Annotated in this window: 25 protein-coding genes and 1 pseudogene; 7 read left to right on the top strand and 19 right to left on the bottom strand. The window is 38.2% G+C overall.

What is annotated here, in order from left to right:
• Nucleotide 1: 1 nt before the first annotated feature.
• From AA0017_RS21385 to AA0017_RS21375, 3 genes are read right to left on the bottom strand one after another with little or no spacing between them, the layout of a single operon-like run.
• Nucleotides 2–1,081: an LLM class flavin-dependent oxidoreductase gene (locus tag AA0017_RS21385; protein ID WP_413377816.1), complete on the bottom strand. Its 1,080-nt coding sequence runs from the start codon at nucleotides 1,079–1,081 to the stop codon at nucleotides 2–4.
• Nucleotides 1,078–2,511 (bottom strand): 4-hydroxyphenylacetate 3-hydroxylase family protein, encoded by a 1,434-nt coding sequence (locus tag AA0017_RS21380; RefSeq protein ID WP_413377814.1) that lies wholly within the window; start codon nucleotides 2,509–2,511, stop codon nucleotides 1,078–1,080. The genes AA0017_RS21385 and AA0017_RS21380 overlap by 4 nt, the downstream gene beginning before the upstream one ends.
• Nucleotides 2,512–2,514: 3 nt before the next feature.
• Complete coding sequence (locus AA0017_RS21375; RefSeq protein WP_413377812.1) at nucleotides 2,515–3,966, bottom strand: 4-hydroxyphenylacetate 3-hydroxylase family protein; 1,452 nt, start codon at nucleotides 3,964–3,966, stop codon at nucleotides 2,515–2,517.
• Between the two features lie 338 nt (nucleotides 3,967–4,304).
• Here AA0017_RS21375 and AA0017_RS21370 point away from each other — a divergent pair.
• Nucleotides 4,305–4,412 (top strand): annotated as a pseudogene (locus AA0017_RS21370) (ABC transporter permease); the annotation flags it as partial.
• A gap of 85 nt (nucleotides 4,413–4,497) precedes the next feature.
• Here the strand turns inward: AA0017_RS21370 and AA0017_RS21365 are convergent.
• From AA0017_RS21365 to AA0017_RS21340, 6 genes are all read right to left on the bottom strand, one after another.
• Nucleotides 4,498–5,004 (bottom strand): YwgA family protein, encoded by a 507-nt coding sequence (locus AA0017_RS21365; RefSeq protein ID WP_413377810.1) that lies wholly within the window; start codon nucleotides 5,002–5,004, stop codon nucleotides 4,498–4,500.
• A 254-nt stretch (nucleotides 5,005–5,258) separates the two neighbouring features.
• Nucleotides 5,259–6,563, bottom strand: coding sequence for an HD domain-containing protein (locus AA0017_RS21360; protein ID WP_413377808.1), 1,305 nt, complete (start codon nucleotides 6,561–6,563; stop codon nucleotides 5,259–5,261).
• Nucleotides 6,564–6,666: 103 nt separating this feature from the next.
• Nucleotides 6,667–7,914 carry an MFS transporter gene (locus AA0017_RS21355; RefSeq protein ID WP_413377806.1) on the bottom strand — a complete coding sequence of 416 codons (1,248 nt, stop codon included), beginning with the start codon at nucleotides 7,912–7,914 and terminating at the stop codon, nucleotides 6,667–6,669.
• 401 nt (nucleotides 7,915–8,315) lie between these two features.
• Entirely contained in the window at nucleotides 8,316–10,226 is a 1,911-nt protein-coding gene (gene asnB / locus AA0017_RS21350; RefSeq protein WP_413377804.1) for an asparagine synthase (glutamine-hydrolyzing), read from the bottom strand.
• Nucleotides 10,227–10,595: 369 nt separating this feature from the next.
• Nucleotides 10,596–11,837, bottom strand: a complete 1,242-nt coding sequence (locus AA0017_RS21345) for a dicarboxylate/amino acid:cation symporter (RefSeq protein WP_413377801.1) — start codon at nucleotides 11,835–11,837, stop codon at nucleotides 10,596–10,598.
• A gap of 243 nt (nucleotides 11,838–12,080) precedes the next feature.
• On the bottom strand, nucleotides 12,081–12,308 hold the full coding sequence (locus AA0017_RS21340; protein ID WP_003321191.1) for a DUF1450 domain-containing protein: 228 nt from the start codon (nucleotides 12,306–12,308) through the stop codon (nucleotides 12,081–12,083).
• A gap of 188 nt (nucleotides 12,309–12,496) precedes the next feature.
• Between AA0017_RS21340 and AA0017_RS21335 the strand changes: the two genes are divergently transcribed.
• Complete coding sequence (locus tag AA0017_RS21335; protein WP_413377799.1) at nucleotides 12,497–13,321, top strand: biotin/lipoate A/B protein ligase family protein; 825 nt, start codon at nucleotides 12,497–12,499, stop codon at nucleotides 13,319–13,321.
• Between the two features lie 247 nt (nucleotides 13,322–13,568).
• Here the strand turns inward: AA0017_RS21335 and pta are convergent, their stop codons facing one another.
• Nucleotides 13,569–14,558: a phosphate acetyltransferase gene (pta, locus tag AA0017_RS21330; protein WP_413377797.1), complete on the bottom strand. Its 990-nt coding sequence runs from the start codon at nucleotides 14,556–14,558 to the stop codon at nucleotides 13,569–13,571.
• Between the two features lie 455 nt (nucleotides 14,559–15,013).
• On the opposite strand from pta, the gene hemQ reads away from it, so the two are divergent.
• From hemQ to gerQ, 3 genes are all read left to right on the top strand, one after another.
• Complete coding sequence (gene hemQ, locus AA0017_RS21325) at nucleotides 15,014–15,766, top strand: hydrogen peroxide-dependent heme synthase (protein WP_413377795.1); 753 nt, start codon at nucleotides 15,014–15,016, stop codon at nucleotides 15,764–15,766.
• A 290-nt stretch (nucleotides 15,767–16,056) separates the two neighbouring features.
• Complete coding sequence (locus AA0017_RS21320) at nucleotides 16,057–16,488, top strand: cell wall hydrolase (RefSeq protein WP_413377793.1); 432 nt, start codon at nucleotides 16,057–16,059, stop codon at nucleotides 16,486–16,488.
• Between the two features lie 46 nt (nucleotides 16,489–16,534).
• Nucleotides 16,535–17,017, top strand: a complete 483-nt coding sequence (gerQ, locus tag AA0017_RS21315; RefSeq protein WP_413377791.1) for a spore coat protein GerQ — start codon at nucleotides 16,535–16,537, stop codon at nucleotides 17,015–17,017.
• Here the strand turns inward: gerQ and AA0017_RS21310 are convergent.
• Both AA0017_RS21310 and AA0017_RS21305 read right to left on the bottom strand, forming a co-directional pair.
• Nucleotides 16,969–17,214 carry a hypothetical protein gene (locus AA0017_RS21310; RefSeq protein WP_413377789.1) on the bottom strand — a complete coding sequence of 82 codons (246 nt, stop codon included), beginning with the start codon at nucleotides 17,212–17,214 and terminating at the stop codon, nucleotides 16,969–16,971. The two genes, gerQ and AA0017_RS21310, sit on opposite strands and share 49 nt — an antisense overlap.
• Before the next feature lie 677 nt (nucleotides 17,215–17,891).
• Nucleotides 17,892–18,266, bottom strand: a complete 375-nt coding sequence (locus AA0017_RS21305) for a DUF423 domain-containing protein (RefSeq protein ID WP_413377787.1) — start codon at nucleotides 18,264–18,266, stop codon at nucleotides 17,892–17,894.
• A 115-nt stretch (nucleotides 18,267–18,381) separates the two neighbouring features.
• On the opposite strand from AA0017_RS21305, the gene AA0017_RS21300 reads away from it, so the two are divergent.
• Nucleotides 18,382–19,002, top strand: a complete 621-nt coding sequence (locus AA0017_RS21300) for an N-acetyltransferase family protein (RefSeq protein ID WP_413377786.1) — start codon at nucleotides 18,382–18,384, stop codon at nucleotides 19,000–19,002.
• Between the two features lie 86 nt (nucleotides 19,003–19,088).
• Here AA0017_RS21300 and AA0017_RS21295 read toward each other — a convergent pair whose 3' ends face one another.
• From AA0017_RS21295 to AA0017_RS21265, 7 genes are all read right to left on the bottom strand, one after another.
• Nucleotides 19,089–19,391, bottom strand: coding sequence for a YwdI family protein (locus AA0017_RS21295; RefSeq protein ID WP_413377784.1), 303 nt, complete (start codon nucleotides 19,389–19,391; stop codon nucleotides 19,089–19,091).
• A gap of 109 nt (nucleotides 19,392–19,500) precedes the next feature.
• Complete coding sequence (locus AA0017_RS21290; protein ID WP_413377782.1) at nucleotides 19,501–19,776, bottom strand: MerR family transcriptional regulator; 276 nt, start codon at nucleotides 19,774–19,776, stop codon at nucleotides 19,501–19,503.
• A gap of 38 nt (nucleotides 19,777–19,814) precedes the next feature.
• Complete coding sequence (locus tag AA0017_RS21285) at nucleotides 19,815–20,555, bottom strand: exonuclease domain-containing protein (RefSeq protein WP_413377780.1); 741 nt, start codon at nucleotides 20,553–20,555, stop codon at nucleotides 19,815–19,817.
• 6 nt (nucleotides 20,556–20,561) lie between these two features.
• The gene (locus AA0017_RS21280; RefSeq protein ID WP_413377778.1) at nucleotides 20,562–21,572 is read right to left on the bottom strand and encodes a DUF294 nucleotidyltransferase-like domain-containing protein; all 1,011 of its coding nucleotides are present in this window, start codon (nucleotides 21,570–21,572) and stop codon (nucleotides 20,562–20,564) included.
• A gap of 2 nt (nucleotides 21,573–21,574) precedes the next feature.
• Nucleotides 21,575–22,849, bottom strand: coding sequence for an ammonium transporter (locus AA0017_RS21275; RefSeq protein WP_413377776.1), 1,275 nt, complete (start codon nucleotides 22,847–22,849; stop codon nucleotides 21,575–21,577).
• 577 nt (nucleotides 22,850–23,426) lie between these two features.
• Nucleotides 23,427–24,092: a uracil-DNA glycosylase gene (locus tag AA0017_RS21270; RefSeq protein WP_413377774.1), complete on the bottom strand. Its 666-nt coding sequence runs from the start codon at nucleotides 24,090–24,092 to the stop codon at nucleotides 23,427–23,429.
• A 31-nt stretch (nucleotides 24,093–24,123) separates the two neighbouring features.
• The gene (locus AA0017_RS21265; RefSeq protein ID WP_413377772.1) at nucleotides 24,124–25,482 is read right to left on the bottom strand and encodes a YjiH family protein; all 1,359 of its coding nucleotides are present in this window, start codon (nucleotides 25,480–25,482) and stop codon (nucleotides 24,124–24,126) included.
• A 227-nt stretch (nucleotides 25,483–25,709) separates the two neighbouring features.
• Here AA0017_RS21265 and AA0017_RS21260 point away from each other — a divergent pair, with 227 nt between their 5' ends.
• A complete protein-coding gene (locus AA0017_RS21260) occupies nucleotides 25,710–26,645 on the top strand; it encodes an ATP-grasp domain-containing protein (RefSeq protein ID WP_413377770.1) in 936 nt (311 codons plus the stop codon).
• The last annotated feature ends 37 nt before the right edge of the window (nucleotides 26,646–26,682 follow it).

Here is a 26,682-nt window from a genome sequence, read left to right as displayed (position 1 = left end):
TTTAACCTCTCTCTTCTTTGGCCCATTCAGAATTGGGCTGGCTAAAAAGGGGCAATACTTCATCGCCAAATCTCTTTGCTTCTTCTAAATGAGGAAATCCAGATAAAATAAAATGAGTGACCCCGATATTGGCATGGTCTTGGATCGCTTCTTTTACTTGCTCGGCTGTCCCCACAAGTGCGGTACCCGCTCCTTTTCTGATTTTGCCGATGCCGGACCAGCCGTACTTTCCAAATTTTTCATTTTTTTGAGTCATTTCATTCATTCTTTTTTGGGCAACAGAATCGGTCGTTTCATAATAATGATTGATCTTTTTTTGTTTATTCGTCTCTATTTTGCTTATGATTCGCTTAGCTGCTTGCCAAGCTTCTTCTTCTGTTTCGCGGACGACAACATGGATGCGGATTCCATATTGAAGCTCTCTTCCTAAAATAGAAGCTTTCTGTTTAACTTCGTCTATTTGTTGCTTAATTTGTTCGACTGGCTCTCCCCATTGCAAATAAACATCGGCATACTTAGCAGCAATAGCTTTTGCCGCTTCTGAAGCCCCACCAAAATAAATCGGAACATGTCGGTCTTGATGATTTTTTGGAATTAAATGTCCTTCTTTTATTTGAAAAAATCCACCCTCATGGTCAAATGTATCTTCTTGCCACGCTTTTTGAATCACTTCTAAAAATTCGCCTGTCCGCACGTAGCGTTTATCATGCTCCAAAAAGTCGCCATCTTGACCAAGCTCCTTTAAAGAGCCTCCTGTGACGATGTTAACTAATAGTCGCCCATTTGAGAACTTATCAAAGGTTGACGCCATTTTTGCTGCGACTGTCGGTGAAACAAATCCAGGTCGAAAAGCGACGAGTGGCTTAATTTTTTCCGTATGATGAATAATGGCTGAACCAACAAGCCATGAATCCAAATAAGGCGTTCCAGTTGGTATTAAAATCCCTTCAAAACCAGCCTTTTCCGCTGCTTGAGCTACTTGTGTGATATAGGATAATGTCGGTTTTCGTTCTGGTTCTTTTAAGCCTAAAAACTCCCCATCACCATTCGTCGGTACAAACCAATGAAAATGTAAACTCATTTCTTTTCTCCTCCTAATTGGATCGCATCATAAGCAAAATCAATCAACTTTTGTTTGTTTTCAGACATTTTATATTGAGCCGCAAATGTTCGAACAGGGTCTCCTGAATAAAATCGTTCATATAATTCGTGTCTAGCAGCAAGCGGACTACCAATGAGATCCCATGCAAGTTTGATTAATTTTGTTCTCTCTTTAGCAGTCGTAGTACTACCTCGAAAAGGTTCCTGCAATAATTCAGCTATTGCTCCGTCAAACTCAGCCAAAGTTGATGGCGTTTGCAATAAGCCTCCAGCTCCAATTTGTTGCAAGATTTCTAGAGCTCTTGGATAATACTTCGTGCCTAAATTTCGAGCCGTCGCAAGGAATTCCTTATTTGGTAGCAAAATTCCTTTATATAATTGTGATTTCGTTTCAGAGGCAACAAGTAACGCTTTAATCGTCTCTACTTGAATCAATAATTCGGCAAGCTTTTCTTTCACATGTAGAAACTGTGTCGCACCTGCTGTTTCCGCTAATTCATTCCCAATCGCGGCTACACTTTCTAACTTGCTAATTAAACGAACGACGGTTTGGTGCTGACTTAATAAAGCAGAGGCTATATCATTTCGTAGCTCCCAAGAAAAATCAGCATCCTCACAAACTAACACTCTCTCCCACGGTATAAAAACATTATCAAAAATTAAGACGGCATCCATTTCATCAAAACGGGCACTTAAAGGATGATCATCGAGACGTTTATCCGCAAATGATTCCCTGCAAATAATATGCAAACCTTTCGCGGTTACCGGAACAAAAAAGACATTCGCATATTCCCTTTCGTGTTCTGGAATTTTGTGATACGAATTAATTAAAATTTCATCCACATATGGAGCTGCGGTCGCAATCATTTTGGCTCCCTTTACAAAAATGCCTTCGTGATTCTTTTTTACAATATGCAATAGATTCGACTGTGTATTGGCGTTTTTTTCAAAACGATCCTTTTGCGGATCATGACCCGCAACCGTTGATAACCAATCATTGTCACGTGATTGTTTGTAATAACGAGCAATCTTCCCTGCAAAACCAGGATGTTTTTTTTCATAAGCGAAACGATTCGCATACCAGCCCGTAATTAACGACCGCGTATATTCCGATAGTCGACTCATCACTCCAAATGTTTCATCGGCCCAATATTGATAGGCTTTTCTTTTTAGTGCTAAATCCTCTGAATCTTTAGGAACTAAAAAAGATAAATGGGCTGCTTCTCCAGTTTCCGTTTGATACGTAAGGATTTCTTTTGTCTGTGGATTCGTTTGTTTTTCTAATAAAGTTACAATCGTCTGTACCGTTCCTTTAAAATCGGGATGCTCGCTTAAATCATCGACAAGCTCTCCGTTTAGCCATACATTACGCGGCTTTTTTACTCTTTCAATATAAGAATGTTTACTCATCAATTAATCCTCCTTTTCGGCAATTTCATTCCAAAAATAGGCGAGCTTCTGTTTGAATGGTCCTTTTTCATACGTATCGTATAAGAGAGCAAATGTACGAATCGGATCGCCTGTATAAAAGCGTTCATATAAGTCATGCCTTGAACCGAGAGTACTACCGATTAATTCCCATCCTAATTGAAATAAGGCCGTTTTCGTTTCAGCATCAACTTTTGCCCCGCGGTAGTATTTTTCAAATAAAGGATAAAGCTCATCATTTGGTTTAATCGTTGCAGACGGTAGCTGAATAAAACCACCTGCCCCTATTTCCTTTAATACTTCAATCGCTCGCGGATAATATTTGGTTCCAAGGTTTCTCGCTACTTGCAACGAAACGGACTCTGGCATATAGACACCTTTTTCATTAAGCGCTCCTTCTGTTTCTGAACGAATCAACAGCGCTTCAATACTTGCGACTTGTATATACAGCTCTCCTAACTTTTCTTGGACATGAAGGAAATGCTCGGCCCCAATCGATTGGGCTATAGCTGTTGCCACACCTGTGACAAATTGCAGCTTCGTTAATAAACGAACGACAGTCTGGTGATGGGCAAGGCGATTGAGCTGCTGATGTTTCTGGGCTTGAAAAGCACCTTCTACCGAACCTCGAATCAAAACCCGCTCCCAAGGAATACACACATCATCAAAAATGAGGACAGAATCCATTTCATCAAACTGGGCACTTAGTCTATGTTTTTCTTGGTCCAAGGACGAAAAAGATTCACGGCAAACCATTTGTAAACCAGGTAAATTCAATGGAATGATAAACATATTGGCATAATCGGATTTTTCCTCAGGTAGCTTTTGGTGAGGCATCACTAGGACATCATGGGCATAAGGGGCCGCAGTGGCAATCATTTTGGCCCCACGGACAATCACCCCTTTTTCGGTTTCACCAATTACTCGTAACAATCCGTCTTCGCCTAATGCTTCTGAAGACTTTGAACGATCGATTTGCGGGTCTAATATCGCGGTTGTGACAATTCTCCGTTCATCTCTTGCTTGCTCGTAAAAGCTCGTGATTTTCTCTTCAAAAGTAGGGTCATATTCAGTAAATTCTTTTCGGTCAATAAAATACCCCGTTATTAAACTGTTGGCATAATCTGATAATCGGCTCATGACTCCAAACGTCTTTTGTGACCAATGGGCAAAAGCATTCCGCCGTTCTAATAAATCTTCATAACTACTTGGAATCAAAAAGGCTTTATGCACATACTCATTCGTTTTTGGACTTTTAAATCCAAGAAATTTTTGCTCATTCGGTTTATCCAACATTTCAGTCAACTTAGCAATTGTAGTCAACACACCTTTAAAATCTTGATGCTCTGTTATATCCGGAATGCGTTCGCCATTTAACCAAACATTCCGTCCATCTTTTAATGACTTTAAATAACGATTTTTCTCCTTTACATCCAACCCTAACCCCTCCTAATAAACAGAAAGGCCCTTGATAAGTAAAGAAATACATTACTTGAATCAAGGGCTCTCGGTCGTCCGATAAGCTATTTAATTTTCGAAACATCTGACACAGAAAATAATTTAAGAACATCTTAATCTGATAATTCCGAACGGTCAAGTATGAATTTATTTTAGTATATGTACCAATGATGACTGCGGTGACTATTATGGTCATAGTTAAACTAATGCTATGAAAGACTAATTTACTAAGGGAACGGGACTCTTTTGTTGCTTACATTACCGAAGACTATGCCCTCTCACTAAGTGTAAAAACGTCATTCTTTTTCGTCAAAGATCGTTTCCAAACCGATGTAATGATATTTACCGTCTTACTTTTAATTATTCTCGTACAGAGCGTACAGTTTTTGGGCAACACCATTTCAGCGAAGCTTGATAAGCGTTAAAAGCTGAAATCGAGAAAAAGCCAATTCCCGATGCTCAAACAGGAATTGGCTTTTATCTTTAATTCTATTCAGCAAACTTTTCTACTTAATTTAACATTGTTTTCTTAAGCTGCTCGATATATTCAAACCCAGCTTCAATATCGGCTTCGCTATAATTTTGTTTCCTTTTTAAAGTAAAGACTTTCTCTTTTACTTCTTCAACTGATAAATCGGCAAAGTACAGCAGCGTTGAGACGAGCTCTAAAAATCGTGAGCTTTGTTCATTTAAAGATGTAAATAATGGCTGGCAATCTGGCCATTCTAATCGATTTAAAGCTAAAAAACTTTCACCTTGCTCTGATAAAGAGTAACGATATTGCTGGTAATGACCTTTATCTTCCATGATTTCGTGGACAAATCCGAGGTTGCTCAATTCTTCCATTCGTAACGAGAGCTCCTCTGAATAGGGCCCAAACATATGGAATTTGTATCTCTCAGAAAAAGGGATGTCCATTTTTTTGGCAATATAAATGATTTTCTGAAGTTTTTTTCGACCGACAACCTCTCCTGTTTGCGAAAAAAACTTCAGAACCTTCGCATGATCATCTAACAAAAAATTAACCTCCTTAACTATAAAGCGGAGCCTGTTCGCTCAGAAGCGAGAAAAAATTAGGGGCGGCTTTTGAAGACGCTCTTTGTCTTCATAAAGACGAACCGATTTTTCTCGAGCTTCTAACAGGCGCAGCTAGATTGATTAAAAAGCGAAGTCCGTTTGCTCAGAAGCGAGAAAAAATACAGGGTTGACTAAAAAGTCGATTTTTGACTTTATAGGCAGACCGATTTTTCTCGAGCTTCTAACGGACGCAGCTACATTTGAATGTTTAATATTTCTAAAATCTCTTTTTTCGTTTCTGTATGTTCCTTCATGTTCATTAGAAGGTCAAGTGGGTAATATAATTTATGGTCTGTTCTCTTTTTACCCGAAATTGCTTCAACTACATCCGATTCTCGTGAAAGTTCACGGATTTTTCCGTTTGGCATAACTAAATGAATCGGCAGACGTTCCCCTTCTTCACCTGGTCGGTAAAAATCATACGGCAAATCAGAGGATGAATCGACAACAAGATAGTACTCTGGGTCGATACCAGCTTGTTGAAACAGCTGCTGCAATTTCGGCCAATCATTCATCCATTGATTTGGATTAAACTCAACATATTTAAACAGTTTTCTATTTAAAAATCTTACACAAAGGTCGCTTAAAATGCGATCATCCTCATCCTGCCATACTTCAAAATAATAGAGGGTTATCGCCTCATCTAACCGTAAATAATCCTCTAAGCTCACTTTTTCATGAAAAAAAGAATAAAAATGATTCGGCTTCTGTTTAAACGAATATCCACGTTTATAAAGGTCCTTCACCCGTTTAAAAATTTTATTAATAATAACTTCCGCACTTCTAGATACAGGGTGAAAATAAACTTGCCAATACATTTGATAGCGACTCATAATATAATCCTCAACCGCATGCATTCCACTTTGTTTAATGACGACTTGATCTTCCATCGGACGCATCACTCGTAAAATTCGTTCCATGTCAAAATGTCCATAACTAACACCCGTATAATAAGCATCTCGTAATAAATAGTCCATCCGATCGGCATCGATCTGACTGGAAATAATACTCGTCACCAATTTGTTTTGATACGTTTTTTCAATCACTTCACTGACAGCTTGCGGAAAAGAATCGTCCACTTTTCTTAACGTACGATTAACCTCGGAATCTCCTAAAATAATCCGACGTGTCCACTCCTCATGATCGGTACCAAATATTTTTTCAAAGGCATGCGAAAATGGCCCATGCCCAATGTCATGTAATAAAGCAGCGGCTAGTGTTAACAGACGTTCCTTTTCATCCCAATGCGGGCGTCCTTCAAACACATCAAGAATGCGACGCGTTATTTCATAAACACCTAAAGAATGATTAAATCGTGTATGTTCGGCTCCATGAAACGTAATATAGGTAGTTCCTAGCTGCTTAACCCTCCGTAATCGTTGAAATTCTCTCGTTCCGATTAATTCCCAGATTAGCTCGTCCCTAACATGAATATAACGGTGGACGGGATCTTTAAACACTTTCTCTTCATCTAATTTTTTGTAATAAGCGTCTGTCACAATTGTCCCCTCCTTTTTTAGCAAATTCTTTTTTCTTTGCAATACATAGTTAATTGTCGATTTATATCCAATTTTATTATAAAGGAAGGCTCAAAAAATGTCGTTATTCACTTGCCTTTAAGCGCTCGGCCATCCATTTATCAGAAGGTAAAAAGAAAGTTAAACAGCCAACGATCGGTAAAGTTACAGCTAATAAAATCGTATTATATAAACCGATAACATCGGCCAACATTCCAAAAATGACAGCTCCAATCGCCCCCATTCCGAAGGCTAAGCCGACAATAAGTCCTGACACGACCCCAATTTTCCCTGGGATCAGTTCCTGTCCGTAAACAACGGAAACGGAAAAGCTTGATAAAATAATAAATCCGATAATCCCGATTAATGGATAAGCCAACACTGGTCCGACATGAGGTAAAAGTAAAGCAAATGGGGCTGAACCGAGCATAGAGAGCATTAAAATATTCCGCTTTCCAAATCGATCGGCAAGGGGCCCACCAGCAAAAGTTCCGATCGCACCTGCCGCAAGAAAAATAAATAAATAAACTTGGGCTTGGGAAATCGTCATCCCATACTCATTAATCGCAAAAAATTGATAATAATTAGCTAAACCCGCATGGAACCATGAACGAATAAAAATGAGAAATAATAAAAGACCAAAACCGACTAAAATTTTCCGTCGATACTTTGTTGGAATCGCCGGTCCAACTTTTTTATGTTTTTGTTTCTGTTTTATTAATTGAATTTGTTTTTGGTACCATTTCGCTATATAAAGTAAAAGAATTATCGCCAAACCAGCAACAAGTGTAAACCAAATCGAACCAAACTGGCCAAGCGGTACAAGAATAAGTAATGTAATCAATGGAGCTAACGCTTGTCCAGCATTCCCCCCCACCTGGTAAATAGATTGGGCTAGACCCTTTTTATTACCTGCTGCCATATGAGCCACTCTTGACCCTTCCGGATGAAAGGTAGCTGATCCTATTCCGATAAAAGTTACTGCTATGACAACCATTATAAATCCAGGTGCAAATGCTAATAGGACGACCCCAATAAAAGTAAAACACAACCCTATCGGCAGTGCATAAGGGGAAGGTTTTTTGTCTGTATATAAACCAACTACAGGCTGAATAACCGATGCAGTCATATTTAAAGCAAAGGCAATGATTCCAATTTGAGTGTATGATAAGCCCATTGCCGCTTCCAAAATCGGAAACATCGCTGGGACAAGAGCTTGAATGGAATCATTTAATAAATGAACAAAACCGATAATAAATAAAATATTGTACATGGTTTTCGGTTGTTTGTTTTCTTGACTATGTTCAATATGTGCACGCTGTTTCGCTTCCATTATCTCGTCTCCTTTTCTCCACATCCCCTATTATAACTTACTTCCATTTCCAGAGAGAGAGCCTTTTTTTAGAACTTTTCTCTAAAAGAAGGAGATGTCTTCTATTTTTTATATGCCTTTATACCGGCATTTGATTAGCGATCCCGTTTACATTATTAAAACTGAAAATTAATTCCGTTGTAAAGCCGTTATGATACGGAGCCTATTATTCGTACTGTAATTTTGCTTACTCCTGATTTTCATTACTTATCCGCTGTTTTTCGTACCCTAATTCTGCTCACTCCAATTTTTCATTACTTATCCGTGGCTTTTCGTATCCTATTTCATTAGCACTTCCCTCAATACAAAAAGACCGCCCAAAAGATCGAATAATCTTTGAGACAGTCCCTTTTCATTTGTCTTTACTTTTCTGTAACCACTTCAGGCGTTGGATAAAAATCTTCGGCTTTTTCGAGCTTTTTATAAGGAGTCATCGTTTTTTCAACGTAAATAGCATGCCAAATCATAAAGCATAAAACCACCCAGAGCTTTCGGCTGTTATCTTTTTTACCTGCCGCATGATCATCTAATAAAGCAATGATTTTATCTTTATAAAGTAAATCATCGGTTTGACTTTGGTGAATCGTTTCTTTCGCCCAATCATACCATTCATTACGTAACCAAACGCGGATAGGTACTGGAAACCCTAATTTCTTGCGGTCAAGTACAGATGCCGGCACCCATTCCGAAATCGCTTGACGAAGAATATACTTGGTCGTCTTTTGGTCTAACTTATACTTTGTTGGAATTTGACTTGCCACTTCTAGCACTTCATTATCTAAAAACGGTACACGCAACTCAAGAGAATGAGCCATCGTCATTCGATCAGCTTTGGTTAAAATATCACCAGGTAACCAAGTGTGCAAATCGATAAATTGCATCTTAGTTGCTGTATCATAACTTTGAGCCCTCTCATAATAAGGAGCGACGATGTTTTTAAAATGGTTACCATTCTGATATGCGGTCAAAATTTTTGACTTTTCTTCTTCATTAAAGATTTTGGCATTTCCAATATAACGTTCCGCTAAAGGTGTCGTTCCGCGAAGTAAATAACTTTTCCCTTTGACTCCCTCAGGTAAAACAAGCGCAACAGAATTTAACATTTTTGTAATCGGACTAGGTAAATAATCAAATCCTTTTAAGGCTAATGATTCGCGGTAAATATTATATCCACCAAATAATTCATCTGCCCCTTCACCTGATAAGACCACTTTTACGTGCTTACTTGCTTCTTTTGCAACAAAATATAATGGAATCGCCGCTGGATCCGCAACCGGCTCGTCCATATGCCAAATAATATTAGGTAATTCTCGTAAAAACTCTTCCGCTGTAATATACTTATGAATATTTTCGACTTCAAGCTGACGTGCCGACTCTTTTGCTACTTCAATCTCACTATAACCATGTTGTTCAAAACCGACTGTAAATGTTTTGAGGTTTTCGTTATGGCGTTTCGCTAAAGCGACCGTTGTCGTTGAATCAATCCCACCAGATAAAAAAGCACCAACAGGCACATCACTACGCATATGCTTGGCAACAGAATCTTCTAATACTTTTTGGATATTTGTAATATGATCGTTAAGTGACAAGGAGCTATTTTTAAAACCAATCTCATAATAAGGCTTGATTTCCATTCCCTTGTTCTCTTTTTTCACAAAATAATGACCTGGTTTCAACTTCTGTACTTCTTCAAAAACCGTTGCTGGTTCAGGGACAAATTGAAAGCTCATATAATTTTGTAAAGACGTTTTATTTACTTGTAATGGTTGGACACAATGATGAATGCTCTTTAATTCGGAAGCAAACAAAACAGTTGAATCAGATTCATAATAATAAAATGGCTTAATCCCAAAACGATCTCGTGCCCCAATTATTTCCTGCTTCTCTTTATCCCAAATGACAAACCCAAACATCCCTCTTAATTGTTGAATTGCAGCTACGCCTTTTTGGGCATATAACGCAACGATTACTTCTGTATCTGAATGTGTTTGGAATGAATATCCGTCTTTAATTAAACGATCTCTTAATTCTATATAATTGTATATTTCTCCATTAAATATAATATGGTAGCGGCCATCTTGATAAGCGAGAGGTTGACTGCCGTGCTCTAAATCAATAATGCTTAACCTTTTAAAACCTAAACGAACATTTTTGTCTTCATAAATCCCTGTTGAATCGGGTCCACGATGATTGATCTGTTCTAGAGCTAACTCAAACTGCTCTCGCTCGATTAATTTGTTTTGTAAACTTATTTCTCCTAAAAAGCCACACATAACTTCACCTACTAATTTCATTGTTTTATGAGATACATTTCTACTTCTTCCTTATTCTAGTTTCCAAATTAATAGATAGCAACTAAAATTATAAGGAAACTAATCTTCTCTCATAAAATTAGACGTACCATTTAGCATTTAGGATTCTCAAAAGAAAACAATGATAAACTAAATTTTTAAAATTGATGTGTTCCAAATAAGGATTTATTTAAATGATGGGTGGTATCCTTTATTCTGCTTGCTTAGTTCGTTTAAAAATATTTAATAATTTTATTCAAACAAAAAAGCTACCCCAAAAAGTATTAATCACCTTTTAGGGAAGCTCAAAGATTTGTGTATGAATTTTTTATTTGGGAAACGTTAAGGAATTTAGGAGTGTTTCGCTTCTAACTTTTCCTTTTCAATTCGCTCTTGTTCAAATCTATCGACGATAACGGCACATGTTGCGTCACCTGTAACGTTAACAGCCGTACGCATCATATCAAGAATACGGTCAACTGCAAGAACTAAAGTAATCCCTTCAACTGGAAGACCAACTGAAGTTAAGACCATGGCTAGCATAATCATTCCAACACCTGGTACTCCTGCTGTTCCGATACTTGCTAATGTTGCTGTTAAAATGATTATTATTAAATCTGTAAATGATAAAGATACAGCAAAAACTTGAGATATAAAGACGGTCGCAACAGCTTGCATAATCGCTGTTCCATCCATATTAATTGTTGCTCCTAATGGAACTATAAACGACGTGACCGGTTTAGATACTTTCAAATCCTCTTCAACGACTTTCATCGACGTTGGTAAGGTCGCATTACTACTCGAAGTACTAAAAGCAACTGTCATAACAGGAACGAAAGCTTTAAAGAATTCAATCGGATTTCTTTTACCAATCAGCCAAATGCCCCCACCATACGTAATCACTGTGTGCAAAATAAGGGCGATAATAATGGTTAACATATAAGCAATCATGGACTGAATTACACTTAGTCCTAGCTTTCCAATAGCGGACGCAATTAAACCAAAAGCACCATATGGAGCTAGTTTCATCGCTAATCCTACAAGGAACATCATAATTTCATTCCCTTGTTCAACAAGCTTAACGATCCCTTTTGTTTTCTCCCCTAAACGAGCTAAAGCAAATCCGACTAAAATAGCAAAAGCGATAATTTGAAGCATTTCACCAGTTGCCATGGCTTGTATTGGATTTTGCGGAATAATGTTTAACAATGTATCCATAACAGGAGGGGCTTCTTGCGCTTCATAATCTTCTTCTAAATTCCCCATTAAACCTGGTTCCCCTGGTTGAATTAAATAAGCCAGTGAAATCGCCAGTGATAAGGCAATAACGGATGTCACCATGAAAAACAAAAGGGTTTTTCCCCCAATTCGACCAAGTGCTTTCGGATCACCGAGCCCTGCCGCCCCTAAAATGAGCGAAAAGAATACTAGTGGAACAACAACCATCATGATTAAATTTAAGAATATTTGACCAAGTGGTGTTAGTAAATATGTATCGACTGGATCAAATAAATTTGGTGCAAATAAGTTAAACCCTAAACCAACAACTACCCCGACTACGAGGGCTATTAATATTTTCTTTGTCAAGCTCATAAAATTTCTCCTCTCTCGCTCTGAACACCTCGTTCATGATTTACAAATTCTAACTACTTTTTACCCATCCTTACTAACGTTCAAACTGTAAATTATCAGATAAATATAAATTTTTAAGAAATTGAGTAAAATAATGGAATACAATACCAGAATAAGAGCTATCTGCAAAGGGACTCCACTTAATCACTTATTAAATGCGAGCTTTTCACATATAATATCTCCAACTTCACAAAAGTATAAGCATTATAATTTCCCTAGTTTTTGACAGACTTTCTGGATTACTTGTTCTTCATCTGGTGCAGCTACCGGACGGTTGTTAACAAATACAAATGATTTCTTACGGCCTGGTCCACAATAGGATTGACAGCGAATATCAATCTTCGCCTCTGAATCGACTTCTTTCAAGCGAGGAACTAACGTCTTAATATTCGTTGCTTGGCATTCATCGCAAATTCGAAACTCGTTTGCCATGGTGATTCTACCTTTCTTTTTAAGCTTAAGAAAATAAACGGCAAGTTCGATTCTAACATAAATGACCACAAATGAAAACATCTATACTTGAACACTGATCTCATTATGTTCATGCTATAATACAGGGGAAGAAATAAGACTTTATATTTTTTACAATAGTTTATTTTGTTAGGGAGTATATACATAACATGGACCAATCTAATCATTTTTTTAAGCAAACTTGGCGCTTTATCGATCATTCGACTCTCGGCTTAACCTTCTCAGCACTGGATTCCTTCGCTTACGATGATTCAATTTGCACATCAATTGGCAATAACGAATCACCCGCAACTATTCGGACTTGGGTTCATGCCAGCACGGTTGTTTTAGGTACACAGGATAGTCGCTTACCGACGATTGCCGATGGAATCCATTACTTAACTTCAAATCAATATAGCAGCATCGTTCGAAATTCAGGCGGGTTAGCAGTTGTTCTCGATGAAGAAGTACTTAACCTCTCATTAATTATAAAAGAAGAAAAAGGGTTATCGATTAATATGGGCTATGATCTAATGTTGGAACTCATTCAAAAAATGTTTCCAGAGTCAAGTATCATTGCCGGAGAGGTCGTTGGTTCTTATTGTCCTGGTAGCTACGATTTAAGTATAGACGGGAAAAAGTTCGCCGGAATTTCACAACGACGTATTCGAAATGGTGTCGCCGTCCAAATTTATTTATGTGTGCGTGGAAGTGGCTCCAAAAGAGCAGAATTGATACGTGAATTTTATGAGCGAGCTGTTCAAGGAAAAGAAGCCAACTTTGACTACCCTCATGTTGTTCCAGAAACAATGGCGTCCTTAGCTGAGTTGACAGGCAAAGACTTATCAATCCAAGATGTCACATTACGTTGCCTCAAAGCCATGCAACAATTAAATGCTAAGCTTGAGATGGGGTCATTAACTGAATTAGAGAAAGAGCTTTTTATCAAAAATGTAGCGCGTGTTTATGCTCGAAATGAAAAATGTTTGTCTTAAAAAGGTGACAAACGAGGCTCCCTCAAAGGTTCTTAATAGGACTTGGGGTGGCCTTTTTGTATGCCAACATTTACACCGTAATTAGATAATTAGCGCTCGAATTTCATCATCAATTCCCATTTATTCGTACCCTAATTCGGTCAACCCACAAATTTCATTACCAATTAAATAAAACATCTGTTATCAACAAAAAAAGACCACTCAAATGGTCGAATGACCTTTTGAGATAGTCCCTAAAATCTTGCCCTTATTTCGTTACTTTTAGTGTGATGGCTTGCATCGCAGTAATTAATGATAATTTATAGACATCTTGAACATTACATCCACGTGATAAATCATTCACTGGTTTGTTTAGACCTTGCAAAATAGGTCCAATTGCATCATAACCACCTAGACGTTGAGCAATTTTGTAGCCTAAATTACCTGACTCTAAGCTTGGGAAAATAAAGACATTAGCTTGTCCTTGTAGCGGTGAATCTGGTGCTTTTTTTCTAGCTACGGCCGGTACAAATGCGGCATCAAATTGGAACTCACCATCGATGACTAAGTCTGGACGTGTTGCTTGAGCTAATTTAGTCGCTTCGGAAACTTTTTGTGTTTCCATTGATGAGGCAGAACCCTTTGTAGAGAAGCTAAGCATCGCTACTTTTGGATCGATATTAAATACTTTCGCTGTCTCAGCCGTTGCAATCGCAATTTCTGCTAATTCTTCGCTATTTGGAGCAATATTAATCGCACAATCTCCAAATACAAATTTTTGGTCCTCTTTAACCATAATGAAGACACCAGATGTTCTTTTAATTCCAGGTTGTGTTTTAATAATTTGCAACGCTGGGCGAACGGTATCTCCTGTTGAATGAGCCGCACCACTTACTAATCCATCAGCTAAACCCATATGAATCAACATGGTTCCGAAGTAGTTTACATCCTTTAACTTCTTAAGGGCAGATTCTTCTGTTTCTTTCCCTTTACGACGCTCAACAAATGAAGCAACCATTTCGTCCATCTTGTCATATGTGTACGGATCTAATTGAGTGATTCCAGTTAAGTCCAATTGAAGTTCAGCTGCTTTTGCTTCGACTTCTTCCTTTTTTCCGATTAAGATTGGTTTAACAACTTTATCTTGCTCTAATAAAACGGCCGCTTCCATCACACGCTCATCTGTCGCTTCTGGAAGAACAATCGTTGGTTGATGTTCTTTCACTTGCTCTTTAATTGTTTTAAATAGGTCGCTCATGACCAAACCTCCTATACATTCATATACGACTGTATATGATCCTATTTACAGCATAACTTGCTTTATTTAAAAATGAAACAGTCTAGCCCCATCTTGCCTTAAAGTAAAAATTTTTCAAAAATAGAAAGCGTTTTATTTATCTGAGTTCGCTAATTTTCCGTCAAATTAGACTTTTTCTCTTGTTTAGATTGAGTTAAATCATTTCATTTCATTCTTTCTCTCACCTCCATTTTACCTTTAAAATATGGTAATCACGTCGTTAGTTTTAAACATTTTGTGAAATAATGAACAATATTAAGATCTACACACTCTCTCGTTTTATTCTATTCCACACTTTGTGGTATGATACAAATGAAAATGTTCAATATTTTTATGTGATTAAATCTAGCTACATCCGCTAAAATCGCTTTCTCAGCAAAGGATGTAGCCTATATTAAAAGGAGTGTTACATAATTATGATAGAAGCAGCAAAAACACTTGATGGTTGGTATTGTTTACATGATTTCCGGACGATCAATTGGCCTGCCTGGAAAACATTAAACACCGAAGAACAACAACAAATCATTCGTGAATTTGAAGAGACGATTTCCAAGTGGGAAGATGTTGAAGCGAATGGAGCCGGTAGCCACGCACTCTACTCAATCCTCGGTCAAAAGGCAGATATTATGCTTGTCTTATTACGACCAACAATGAAAGAGTTAAATGAAATTGAACGTACTTTTAACAAAACACGTTTAGCTGAATTTACGATTCCAACCTACTCTTATGTGTCTGTTGTTGAATTAAGTAATTATATGGCTGGAGATAGTGATGAAGATCCTTATCAAAATCCACATGTTCGTTCTAGACTATACCCGCAATTACCGAAAACGGAACATGTATGCTTCTACCCAATGGACAAGCGTCGTGAATATGATGCAAACTGGTATTTACTACCGATGGACGAGCGTCGTGAACTAATGAGAAGCCATGGCTTAATCGGTCGAAGCTATGCTGGAAAAGTAAAACAAATGATCACAGGCTCTGTCGGTTTTGACGATTGGGAGTGGGGCGTTACCCTATTCGCTGAAGATGTTCTTCAATTCAAAAAGCTCATTTATGAAATGCGTTTTGATGAAGTTTCAGCCCGTTATGCCGAATTCGGTTCCTTTTATGTGGGGAATATTTTACCCAAAGAAGGGTTACAACAATATTTCTATCACGCGTAAAGCAATCTCTCTCTAGGAAAGCCCAGTTCTACAAGCTCTGTGGAACTGGGCTTTTATCTATAGATCATTCTTATCTTTCATCATTTCTCCCCTTTTTTCTTGTCCATTCTTGTCCAACAAACAAGCCTCGTCATTTTTTTTGTAAAAGCTACCTGAAATTAATCATAGTTGGTCACCTTTAGACATATAGTGAAGTAACTTGCTTGTGGTTGGTGAGCGTCAACCACTTTTTTGAAATGGAAAGACCTCATCTATCATAAATAACATTAATATTTGGGAGGTGATAAATAGTGGCTGTTATTAAAGCTTCATCTAGTGATATTGACATGCTTGCAAGGCTGATGCGTGCGGAAGCAGAAGGAGAAGGAGAACTCGGAATGCTTAATGCTGGAAACGTAATGGTGAATCGGGTCCGTGCAAATTGTATGGATTTTGAAAACATCCGTTCCATTCCTGATATGACCTTCCAATCTCCAGGCGGATTTGAAGCTGTTCAAAAAAGTTATTTTTATCAACAGGCGAGGGATCGGGATCGGAGGCTTGCAAAAAGAATGATCGGAGGCGAAAGAGTCCACCCAGGCGAGTTTGCCCTTTGGTTCTTTCGGCCAGATGGCCCATGCCCTGCCCAGTGGTGGGGTCAATGGAATTCCGGCAGATTTAAAGCCCATTGTTTTTATACGCCTCTTCCATCAGACTGTGAAGAAGTTTTCAACACTTTTTAAACTAACATAGAGCAGATTAGCATGATGATTTTTATTAAAAGGAGCGATGACTGTGTATCAACAACAGTGGCCAGGAACGTATTCTCAGGCAACGGAAGGTTATAGTTATAGCCCACAGCAAGTTCAAACACAGCAGCAACCTCAGCCGCAACCAGCTCAAAATCAAGTTTTTTCATCCGCCAATTATCAAGTTCCAGGATTTGCTATGCAACAGCAAGCTGGGGCTCAGCCTAGCATGTTACCACTTGAACAGTCGTTTATTGAAAACATCCTTCGTCTGAATCGAGGAAAAACGGCATCCTTTTATATGACATACGAAAACAATAGTGAATGGAATGCCAAAATTTTTAGAGGCAGAATTGAAGAAGCCGGACGTGATCACATCGTCGTAAGTAATCCCGAAAGCGGTGAATATTATTTGCTACTCATGGTTACACTCGACTATGTCACATTTGATGAACCAATCGAGTACGCCTACCCTTACGGAGCAGCAGGAGGCCCAGCATTATCCCAATATAGTCCAAGATGAAGAAATAACTTAAAATAAATCAGCCCTTGAGCAATTTGGTTCAGGGGTTGTTTTATTTGGGGATTCGCTTTAAATTGCTGGCTTTTGGTTTCATTGAAGGGCTTTGATTCCCTTTCCGCATCTAAATTGCTGGCTTCTGGTTTCATTGAAGGGCTTTGATTCCCTTCCGCATCTAAATTGTTGGCTTTTGGTTTCATTGAAGGGCTTTGATTCCCTTTCCGCATCTAAATTGCTGGCTTTTGGTTTCATTGGAGCTCTTTGATTCCCTTCCGCATCTAAATTGTTGGCTTTTGGTTTCATTGAAGGGCTTTGATTCCCTTTCCGTATCTAAATTGTTGGCTTTTGGTTTCATTGGAGGGCTTTGATTCCCTTTCTACATCTAAATTGCTGGCTTCTGGTTTCATTGGAGGGCTTTGATTCCCTTTGTAACTTTAAATTGCTGGCTTCTGGTTTCATTGGAGGGCTTTGATTCCCTTTCGCATCTAAATGGCCGGCTTTTGGTTTCATTGAAGGGCTATGATTCCCTTTGTGACTTTAAATTGCCGGCTTACGCATTCATTTACGCTCTTTGATTCCCTTTCGCATCTAAATTGCTGGCTTCTGGATTCATTGAAGGGCTTTGATTCCCTTTGTGACTTTAAATTGCCGGCTTACGCATTCATTTACGCTCTTTGATTCCCTTTCGCATCTAAATTGCTGACTTACCATATTTTCGCGGCTCACGCTTTTTCATTACCTATTCCTCTTTATTCGCACCAAAACTGCGACTTCCCACTTTTTCATTATCTATTACCAATTCACACCTCCTCCATCTCTCTACTTCTCCCTGATCAAAAAAAGAGGAGCAGCCAAAATGCTGCTCGTCCCCAATTTCTTAGATATTTTTCACCACTGCCACTCCGACTAGAATCCAGCCTAATATAAAAGCTAATCCTCCAAGAGGTGTAATGGCTCCAAGCTTTGTAATACCTGTAAGCGCCATCGCATATAAACTACCTGAAAATAAAATAATCCCCACTAAAAAACTCCAGCCTGCTACCGTTAATAATTGATTTGAAGCAAACTTTAACGCTAAAAGACCAACAAGTAAAACGCCTATCCCGTGAATCATATGGTACTGAACACCTGTTTGATAATTTTTTAGCATCCGTTCTGAAATTTTCCCTTCTAAACCGTGAGCACCAAAAGCTCCTATCGCTACTACTAGTGCCATAAGAATGCTTCCCACTAACAAGAACACTTTAGCCATTTTTTCTTTAACTCCTTAAGAGATATTTTTTTCTATCATAAAAGGTTCAGGAAAGAAAATCCACTTTTGTTTCTTATATAATAAAGTTAATTCCAAAAATGAGGAGGTTTTATGTATGTCTGAGGTCGTTATTCGTCCCTATACTCTCGAAGACTTTCCCGCTTTATTAGATGTTCAAAAGGAAGCTTTCCCACCACCTTTTCCAGAGGATTTATGGTGGAACAAAGAGCAAATTAAAGCACATATTGACACTTTTCCAGAAGGATTTTTACTAGCAGAAATCGACGGTGTTGTTGTCGGATCAGCTACCTCTCTACTTAAAAAGTTTGATGGCAAACCACACACTTGGGAAGAAGTCGCAGATGGTGGCTATATCCGATCGAGCCATCATGCAGACGGCGATAGCCTATACGGCATTGATGTTTGTGTTCGACCAAGCTATCGGGGAAAAGGGGTTGCACGTGCTCTTTATCAAGCCCGAAAAGAAACGGTTCAACAATTAGGGTTAAAACGATTTCTGGCTGGCTGCCGTATCCCTAATTATCATGAATACGCTAAGGAAATGGACGTCAAAACATATGTAGACAAAGTGAAAAAAGGAGATATCGAGGATTTGGTCCTAACCTTTATGCTCAAACAAGGGCTACGACCATTACAAATCCTCCCCAATTATTTGGATGATGAGGAGTCATGTCATTATGGTGTGCTTGTGGAATGGCAACCTTCTTTCCTATAAAAAAACCGACCGAACAACATGTTAGTTTACTTGGCCAGCTGCATACCCCCTCACTTTCTGCGAGTATGCAGCTAGAGAAAAAGGTCTTAAAAATCTAATAAATTATCCTCTTTAGGTTTTGTTTCATTTCCTTCGTTATAAGAAGGTGTAACCGTTGGATACGGCTGAACGACTTGATGATAGGTTGGCAGTGGTGTTTCAACTGGTCGCTTCAAAGACAGATTCACTTCTGTCGTCTTACCGTCTGTTCCTTTAAAAAGTTGACAATAGGCTTCAATAGAAGAGACCGCCTCTTTCATTTGTTCGGTATTTTCGTTCATATGTGCTTGCTCTAAACGTCGCACTTGTTCTTTCATATGGTCAATGACTGATTTAGTCGAGATATTCATTTTACCTTCCTCCTTACCCAAACATCTTACCACAGGTTAGCTCCTAACGAAATTTCACGTTTTTATCTGATAAATTTTTCGTCAAAAAAAGACCAAAAAGAATATCTATTTAAGATTCTCCTTTTTGGTCTTTTCCTTCATCATTTTTAGTAGCTAAAATCGCTTTTATACCGGCAATATTAACACCCTGTTCAATATATTTTTTGATTTGATGAAAATCGTCCACATCTTTTAACGAAAACATCCGTTGGTTTCCATCATTTCTTTTTGGTTTAACCAACCCCTGTTCTTCGTAATAGCGAATTTGCCTGGCCGATAAATTCGTTATTTCCATCACAACACGGATTGGGAAACATGCTTGATCACGTGGGACGTCCTGTGTCATGCTACCCCTCCTATCTCGTTCACAAGCGAAAATTCTTGTTATTTAGCGTTATTTCCCTTAGCTAAATACATATACACATCACGTAAAGAATAAAAACCTAATCGCTCTGCTAAAAAAAGATTTTCTCTCCATAATTTTGCCGTCATGATCGCATCTTCTAATGCATGGTGTCGATTGGCAACTGGAATACAATAATACTCACAACACTGATCAAGGGTTATGAGGTTTTCATATGGTGCTACAACCTTTGTTAAAAATGAGGTGTCTACAAGTCGATGGGCAAAAGTCGTTCGAAGGGTTTGCCAAGTAGCATGAGACATGAATTTTTTCTCATGACTGGCATGATGGGCAACTAAGGTTGTTCCCCCAGTAAACTTATAAAATTGAGTCAGTACATCAATTAATGGTGGTGATTGCTGTAATTCTTCATTCGTCAACCCCGTTAACTTTAGCACGTCAGCAGAAACAGCTTTTTTAGTATGAACCGTCGAATAAAAAGTTTCCTCCTCTAAAATATTTGTCCCTTTCATTCTAATCGCACCAATTGATAAAATACTGTCCCCACGATCTGGATTAAAGCCGCTTGTTTCTAAATCGAATATAATAAAGGGTAAATCTTTAAATGGTTTATCAAGAACGTCTTCTTGTTTTAGCTCTCTTTGGATTTGGCGTAAATGAGACATTCGTTCTGCTGCCGATTGTTGTTGAGACGATGTATACACGCTCGGACTCAGTTTTGATGAAAGTTGCTTCATCATCTGAATCATATGGTTCATCATGATTGCCTAGCCCTCCTCCAAAAGAGTCCTAATTTTCCCATAAATTTTATGTCCTCGACGAATCCACTTTTTTAAATCTTTCTTTTCCTTGTAAGATAAGTGCTCTAAGTTTAGATAATGAATAGAACTATAACTCTTGATACCTTTTTGCCACTTTAATTGATGATTTAATAATTGATAAAAATCAGCTTCAAATTCTTTCACTTCTTTATAAAAAGGGGAAAGCTTTTGAAATCTCTCTAGGGTCGAAGCTGCTTGGATTTCTTCTTTTAAAGCTAACAACCTTAAACCATTAACATACGGAAACGAAGCAATTTGTTTTAAATCTAATTTTCCTTGATTTTTTCCCTTTGTCTCTACAAGGAATTGGCCGAAAAACCCGATCCCCTTTTTTACTCGACCAGTATTATCAATAAAACGTTGCACCAAATTGGGATTGTGGTCCATTTCTCGAAAAATGACTTCTTTTAAATCCTGTAATAGTACTTCCTCACCAATAAATGTGGTCGCATCACAAAGAGTAAGGGTGTGGCGGATATTTTCCCACTTATCATCCTGCATCCAATGCAACAGCTGCGCTTGCCAATCATCTGATGATTTACACCACCGCTTATAAGAGGACATCACTTTTCCATCACACATCTGATAACCGACTTTCTCTAAAGCGGTCACTATTTCTTGACCTAATCCCAAAAAGTACTGCTCATGCTCGTCGTTTCTTCCACCAGCATAAACAATACCATGATCTTGATCACTCCAATAAAGCTGTTCACCTCTTCCACCACTACCTAAAAGAAAGAAAGCAAAGTGAGTAGGAGGAGACCCCGACTCACTTTCCACTTTCTCTAGGACTAACTTAACAGCTTCACTCATGATTTGCTGATGAGCTTCTAAAACCATCTCAACTGTTGGCTCAACGGAGTTCATCATGTCGAGACGATTTTGATAAATTGCTTCTAGCTTATCAAGGTAAGAGCCCTCATTTAAGTCAGCTAATCGTCCGCTTTTGCCGGACATCATTATGCTCCTTTTGTACCTTCTTTTCCAGGCATATTTTCTGGATAACCATAGCTTCCATGCTCACTCATATCAAGACCAAGAATTTCTTCTTCTTCAGATACGCGAAGGCTTCCACCTACAACCGCTTTGATGATTGTTAATAAAAGGTAAGAAGCTACGAATGCGAACAACCCACAAACGACAACGGATAAAACTTGAACCCCTAATTGACCAAAGCCACCGCCGTAGAATAGACCAGCTGAACCACCGTTTAATGCAGCAAGTTCTGGTGTAGCAAAGAAACCAGTCGAAATCGTTCCCCAAATACCAGCAATACCGTGAACAGAGATAGCAAAGATAGGGTCATCAATTCTGGCACGATCAAGAGCTTTCATACTAAAGACAACGATAAGCCCTCCAATAATTCCGATAATGACAGCTGCCCAAGGTGCAACGAATGCACAAGAGGCGGTGATAGCCACAAGACCAGCCAATGCACCATTTAACATCGTTGGAATATCCGACTTTCCATTTAAAGCCCAAATCATAAACAGAGCAGCGACCGCACCAGCTGCTGCAGCGAGTTGCGTGTTAAGAGCGACAAATCCGAAGAATCCATCTTCAAGAGCGACCGTACTACCTGCGTTAAATCCGAACCAACCGACCCAAAGAATTAAAACCCCAAGAGCTGTGTACACTTGGTTATGTCCTGCAATTTCATTCATAGAACCATCTTTGTTGTATTTTCCTAAACGAGGTTTTAAGATGATTGTTGCGGCTAAGGCTGCCATTGCACCTGTTAAGTGAACAACCGTTGAACCAGCAAAATCTTGTTTACCCATCGTTGCAATCCAACCAGCATCATTCCAAACCCAGTGAGAGACAATCGGGTAAACGAATAAAGAGAATAAGACTGCGAAAAGAATATAAACAGATAATTTCGCACGCTCAGCAAATCCTCCAAAAGCAATCGTTAAAGCAATCGCTGCGAACATCACTTGGAAATAAAAATCAACGGAAGGAGAAAGTCCTCCTTCTGGAGCAGATGCATCTCCGTAGAAGAATTGAGATGAACCAAAGAATCCACCTACACTATCACCATACGCGATGGCCCAACCAGCTGCCCAGTAGACAAGTGTGGCGATACCAACCGTAAAGATTGTTTTCCCCGCAATATGTCCCGCATTTTTCATTCTTGTTGAACCTGCTTCTAAAAGAATAAATCCACCTTGCATTAATAATACTAAGATACCAGCAATTACGACCCAGAGATTATCGACTAAAACCATTTCCATTTGCTTATTACCCCCTTGTGAGAATTAAAATAATTATTGCGTGAATAAAGTTAACATCGTTTGTTAAGCCTTATTATACGTTCTAAATTTTCTGAATCTAGTGTTATGTTAGATAACTTAACACCCTTTTTCATTGGCATTTTTATTGAAAACGCTTTATTTATAGTGCTTTTACAGTACTCTTGTTGAATGACCTTTCTTTCCTCCCACAAAAAAGTCCAACACAAATGGACAAAACGCCTTATCGTTGTTAGATATGCTAACAAGTCGAATTAGTCATTTACTTATAGATGAAAACGTCCTCACAATAACTGTCAATAGATTTTAGACATCTCTAGTCACCTTTTTTATGATTAAAGAATAAACTTAATACTCTTTTGACTATAGGTGGTGGTTGGACACTTCAACTTCACTTCCATGTTCTAACTCGAGAATTCGTTTTCACCTCTAAAATGTAATCCCTTCTCATCCAGTGCTTTACAAGCTTCTGACTATCTATCGCTATATACAACACAAAAAAAGAACCTTCGAGCAAGACAAATGAAGTCTCACTGAAAGGTTCCTCTACTTATTTTCTTTATTCAATTTCCCAATCAATCGGTTCCATCCCATTCTCCTTTAAATACTCATTAATTCTAGAGAAAGGTCTACTCCCGAAAAAGCCTCTATTCGCTGAAAAAGGACTTGGGTGAGGAGAAATAAATACGGCATGCCCCTTATTGGTTATAAGGCTTTTTTTCGATTCTGCATGCTTCCCCCATAAAAGAAAGACAACTGGCTTCTCACGTTCGTTTAATTGTTGCATAATCCGATCTGTGAATACCTCCCAACCTTTCCCTTTATGTGAAGCTGGTTGACCTTCTTCCACAGTTAAGACCGTATTCATCAATAAGACTCCTTGTTTCGCCCATGATTCTAACAAACCATGTTCAGGTGGTTGTATATTCAAATCAACTTGTAACTCTTTGAAAATATTCCTTAAAGACGGAGGTAGCTTGACCCCTTTTTGCACCGAAAAACTTAATCCGTGTGCTTGTCTTGGTCCATGATACGGATCCTGACCTAAAATCACGACCTTCACCTCATCAAAATCAGTCAGATCAAAAGCCCGAAATAAGTTTTCCTTAGCAGGATAAATCATTTTATGCTTATACTCTTTATCTATATATGATAATAAATCTTGAAAGTACCTTTTTTGACTTTCTTCTTCAAAGATGGCCTTCCACCCATTATCCACAAGCATGACTTTCACTCCCAATCAAAAGAACCTCTCCTTAGAATATCATATGGGCAATCAAAACAATGATCGGTAATGTAATAAGCGTTCTTAATAAGAAAATAGCGACTAAATCCAAAAAGCGTACGGGAATTTTTGACCCTAATAAAAGTCCACCAATTTCAGACATATAAATTAATTGGGTAACTGATACACAAGCAATAATAAAACGTGTCATATCACTTTCAATTCCCACTCCTAATAATGCTGGTAAGAACATATCCGCAAATCCAACGACCATCGTCTGCCCTGCCGCCTGCGCTTCCGGAACTTGCATCCAAGAAAGAACATATTCAAACGGTGTCCCTAGAATAGAAAATAACGGCGTGTATTCCGCAATAACTAACGAGACAGTTCCAATAACAACAACAACAGGAATAACAACTAGCCACATATCCAAAACATTTTTAATTCCTGATAAAACAAATCCTTTAAAACCTTGCCCTTGATATGCTTTTGATAAAGCGACATTTAGAGCTCCTTTAAAGTCCACTCTTTCATACCCTGAATCAAGTGATGGTTTTTCTCCATTTATAAATGTATCTGATTTTCTTGATAATGGTGGAATTCTTGGCATAATCAGTGCCGCTGCAAAGCCTGAGATTATAAGTACCATATAAAACTCAAAAAACATATGACCAAGATTTAAGTATTGTAAGATAACAATACTAAAAGTAATCGAAACAACGGAAAAAGTCGTCCCAATAACAGCCGCTTCACGTTTTGTATAAAATCCTTTTTCATATTGTTGATTTGTAATCAGAACTCCGACAGTCCCATCACCTACCCATGAAGCCATACAATCAATGGCTGAACGTCCTGGTAACTTGAATAAAGGGCGCATCACCCGGTTCATCCAACCTCCAACAAATTCAAGCAAACCATAATCCATTAATAATGGTAGAAATAACCCTGCAAATAAAAAGACTGTAAACAAAATAGGGATTAACTCAAAAATCAAGGTGCCCCCTGTCTCTTCTGACCAAATAAAAGCTGGACCAATTTCCCATAAAGTCATCCCAACAAGGACGACTCCAATCAATCGAATTAATAAAGATAATGGCGACACAACAAAAACCGTTCGGATCATCTGAGGATACGTATAATTGTCCTTCATTAATGTCAAAATGAAAGACAGTATAAAACCCAATGCTAAAATACTAAAAACTAACATTGGCAATGATCCTTCTAATAACTCCTGTAACAAACCAGCTAAATAAGCGACTGGAATGGTAAAATTTTCACCTAATGTAATTGGTGTAATAAATAAAAAGATCCCAATAATTGAGGGGATGATAAATTTTATAAATGCCACTTTTCGTTCAGAACCTCTTAATTGTTGAGGTTGATTATCCATTCATTCTTCCTCCCTAAAAATACCCGTTATTAACTTTATTTTCTGTATAATTATACTCACATATTAATAAACACAATGTTTCTATCCTATCTTATCTTTTAAAATTTCGCAATCAAACTTAATGATTTTTTTATTCCCTTTTATTGTTAACCAATACCTCTTAATAGCCTAAACTTTTGGTATCCTTTATACTAACAAGGAATACATCGATAAGAGGAGGTACAACAATGAATGAAAAAATATACATTATCCATGAAAATGACGAATGGACAAAACCTTTATGCGATGCCTTAGAAGAATTAAATCAACCATATGAACTTTGGCATCTAGACGCGGGACAATTTGATTTAACAAAAGAACCTCCAACAGGTATCTTTTATAATCGAATGAGTGCTTCATCCCATACTCGTTCACATCGTTATGCACCTGAATATACGAGCGCTGTGCTTGCCTGGTTAGAAGCCCACGATCGCAAAGTCTATAACTCCAGCCGTGCTTTACAATTAGAGCTTAGTAAAGTAGCCCAATATTTGTCACTAGAAGCCTTTGGGATCCAAACCCCAAAAACACTTGCTGCAACTGGAGCTGAGCATATCATTCAAGCGGCAAAGAATAGTGGTTTATCTCGTTTTATCACTAAACATAACCGCGCTGGAAAAGGTTTAGGTGTTCAATTATTCCAAAACATAACAGAGCTTGAAGCTTATGTAAAAAGTTCAACATTTGAACCTTCTATAGATGGAGTCACTTTAATTCAGCAATACATCGAATCACCAAGCTCATCTATATTAAGATATGAGTTTGTTAATGGAAAGTTTATGTATGTAGTCAAAGTCGATACTTCCGACGGTTTTGAATTATGTCCTGCTGATAGTTGCCAAATCGGCGACCAATTTTGTCCGACTACACAGAAACCGACTTCTAAATTTGAAATTGTCGACGAGGGCAATCCAGAACTCATTGAAAAATATACATCTTTTTTAAAAGCAAACGGAATTCAAATGGCGGGGATTGAATGTATTCAAAACAAAGACGGATCGTGGTATACATATGATGTCAATACAAATACGAACTATAACCCAGATGCCGAAGCAAAAGCTGGCCTTTACGGAATGAAAGAAATTGCTAAAACGTTAACTGAGGCTCTTTCTTCTATTAAATAAACGTTTAATTAAACGTAAACCATACATCAGTTAGCCA

This window comes from Alkalihalobacillus phoenicis (assembly GCF_047302405.1).
GTDB lineage: Bacteria > Bacillota > Bacilli > Bacillales > Bacillaceae_D > Alkalihalobacillus.
The sequence above is the reverse complement of the archived record's forward strand: the minus strand, read 5'-3'. Positions and strand labels throughout refer to the sequence as shown.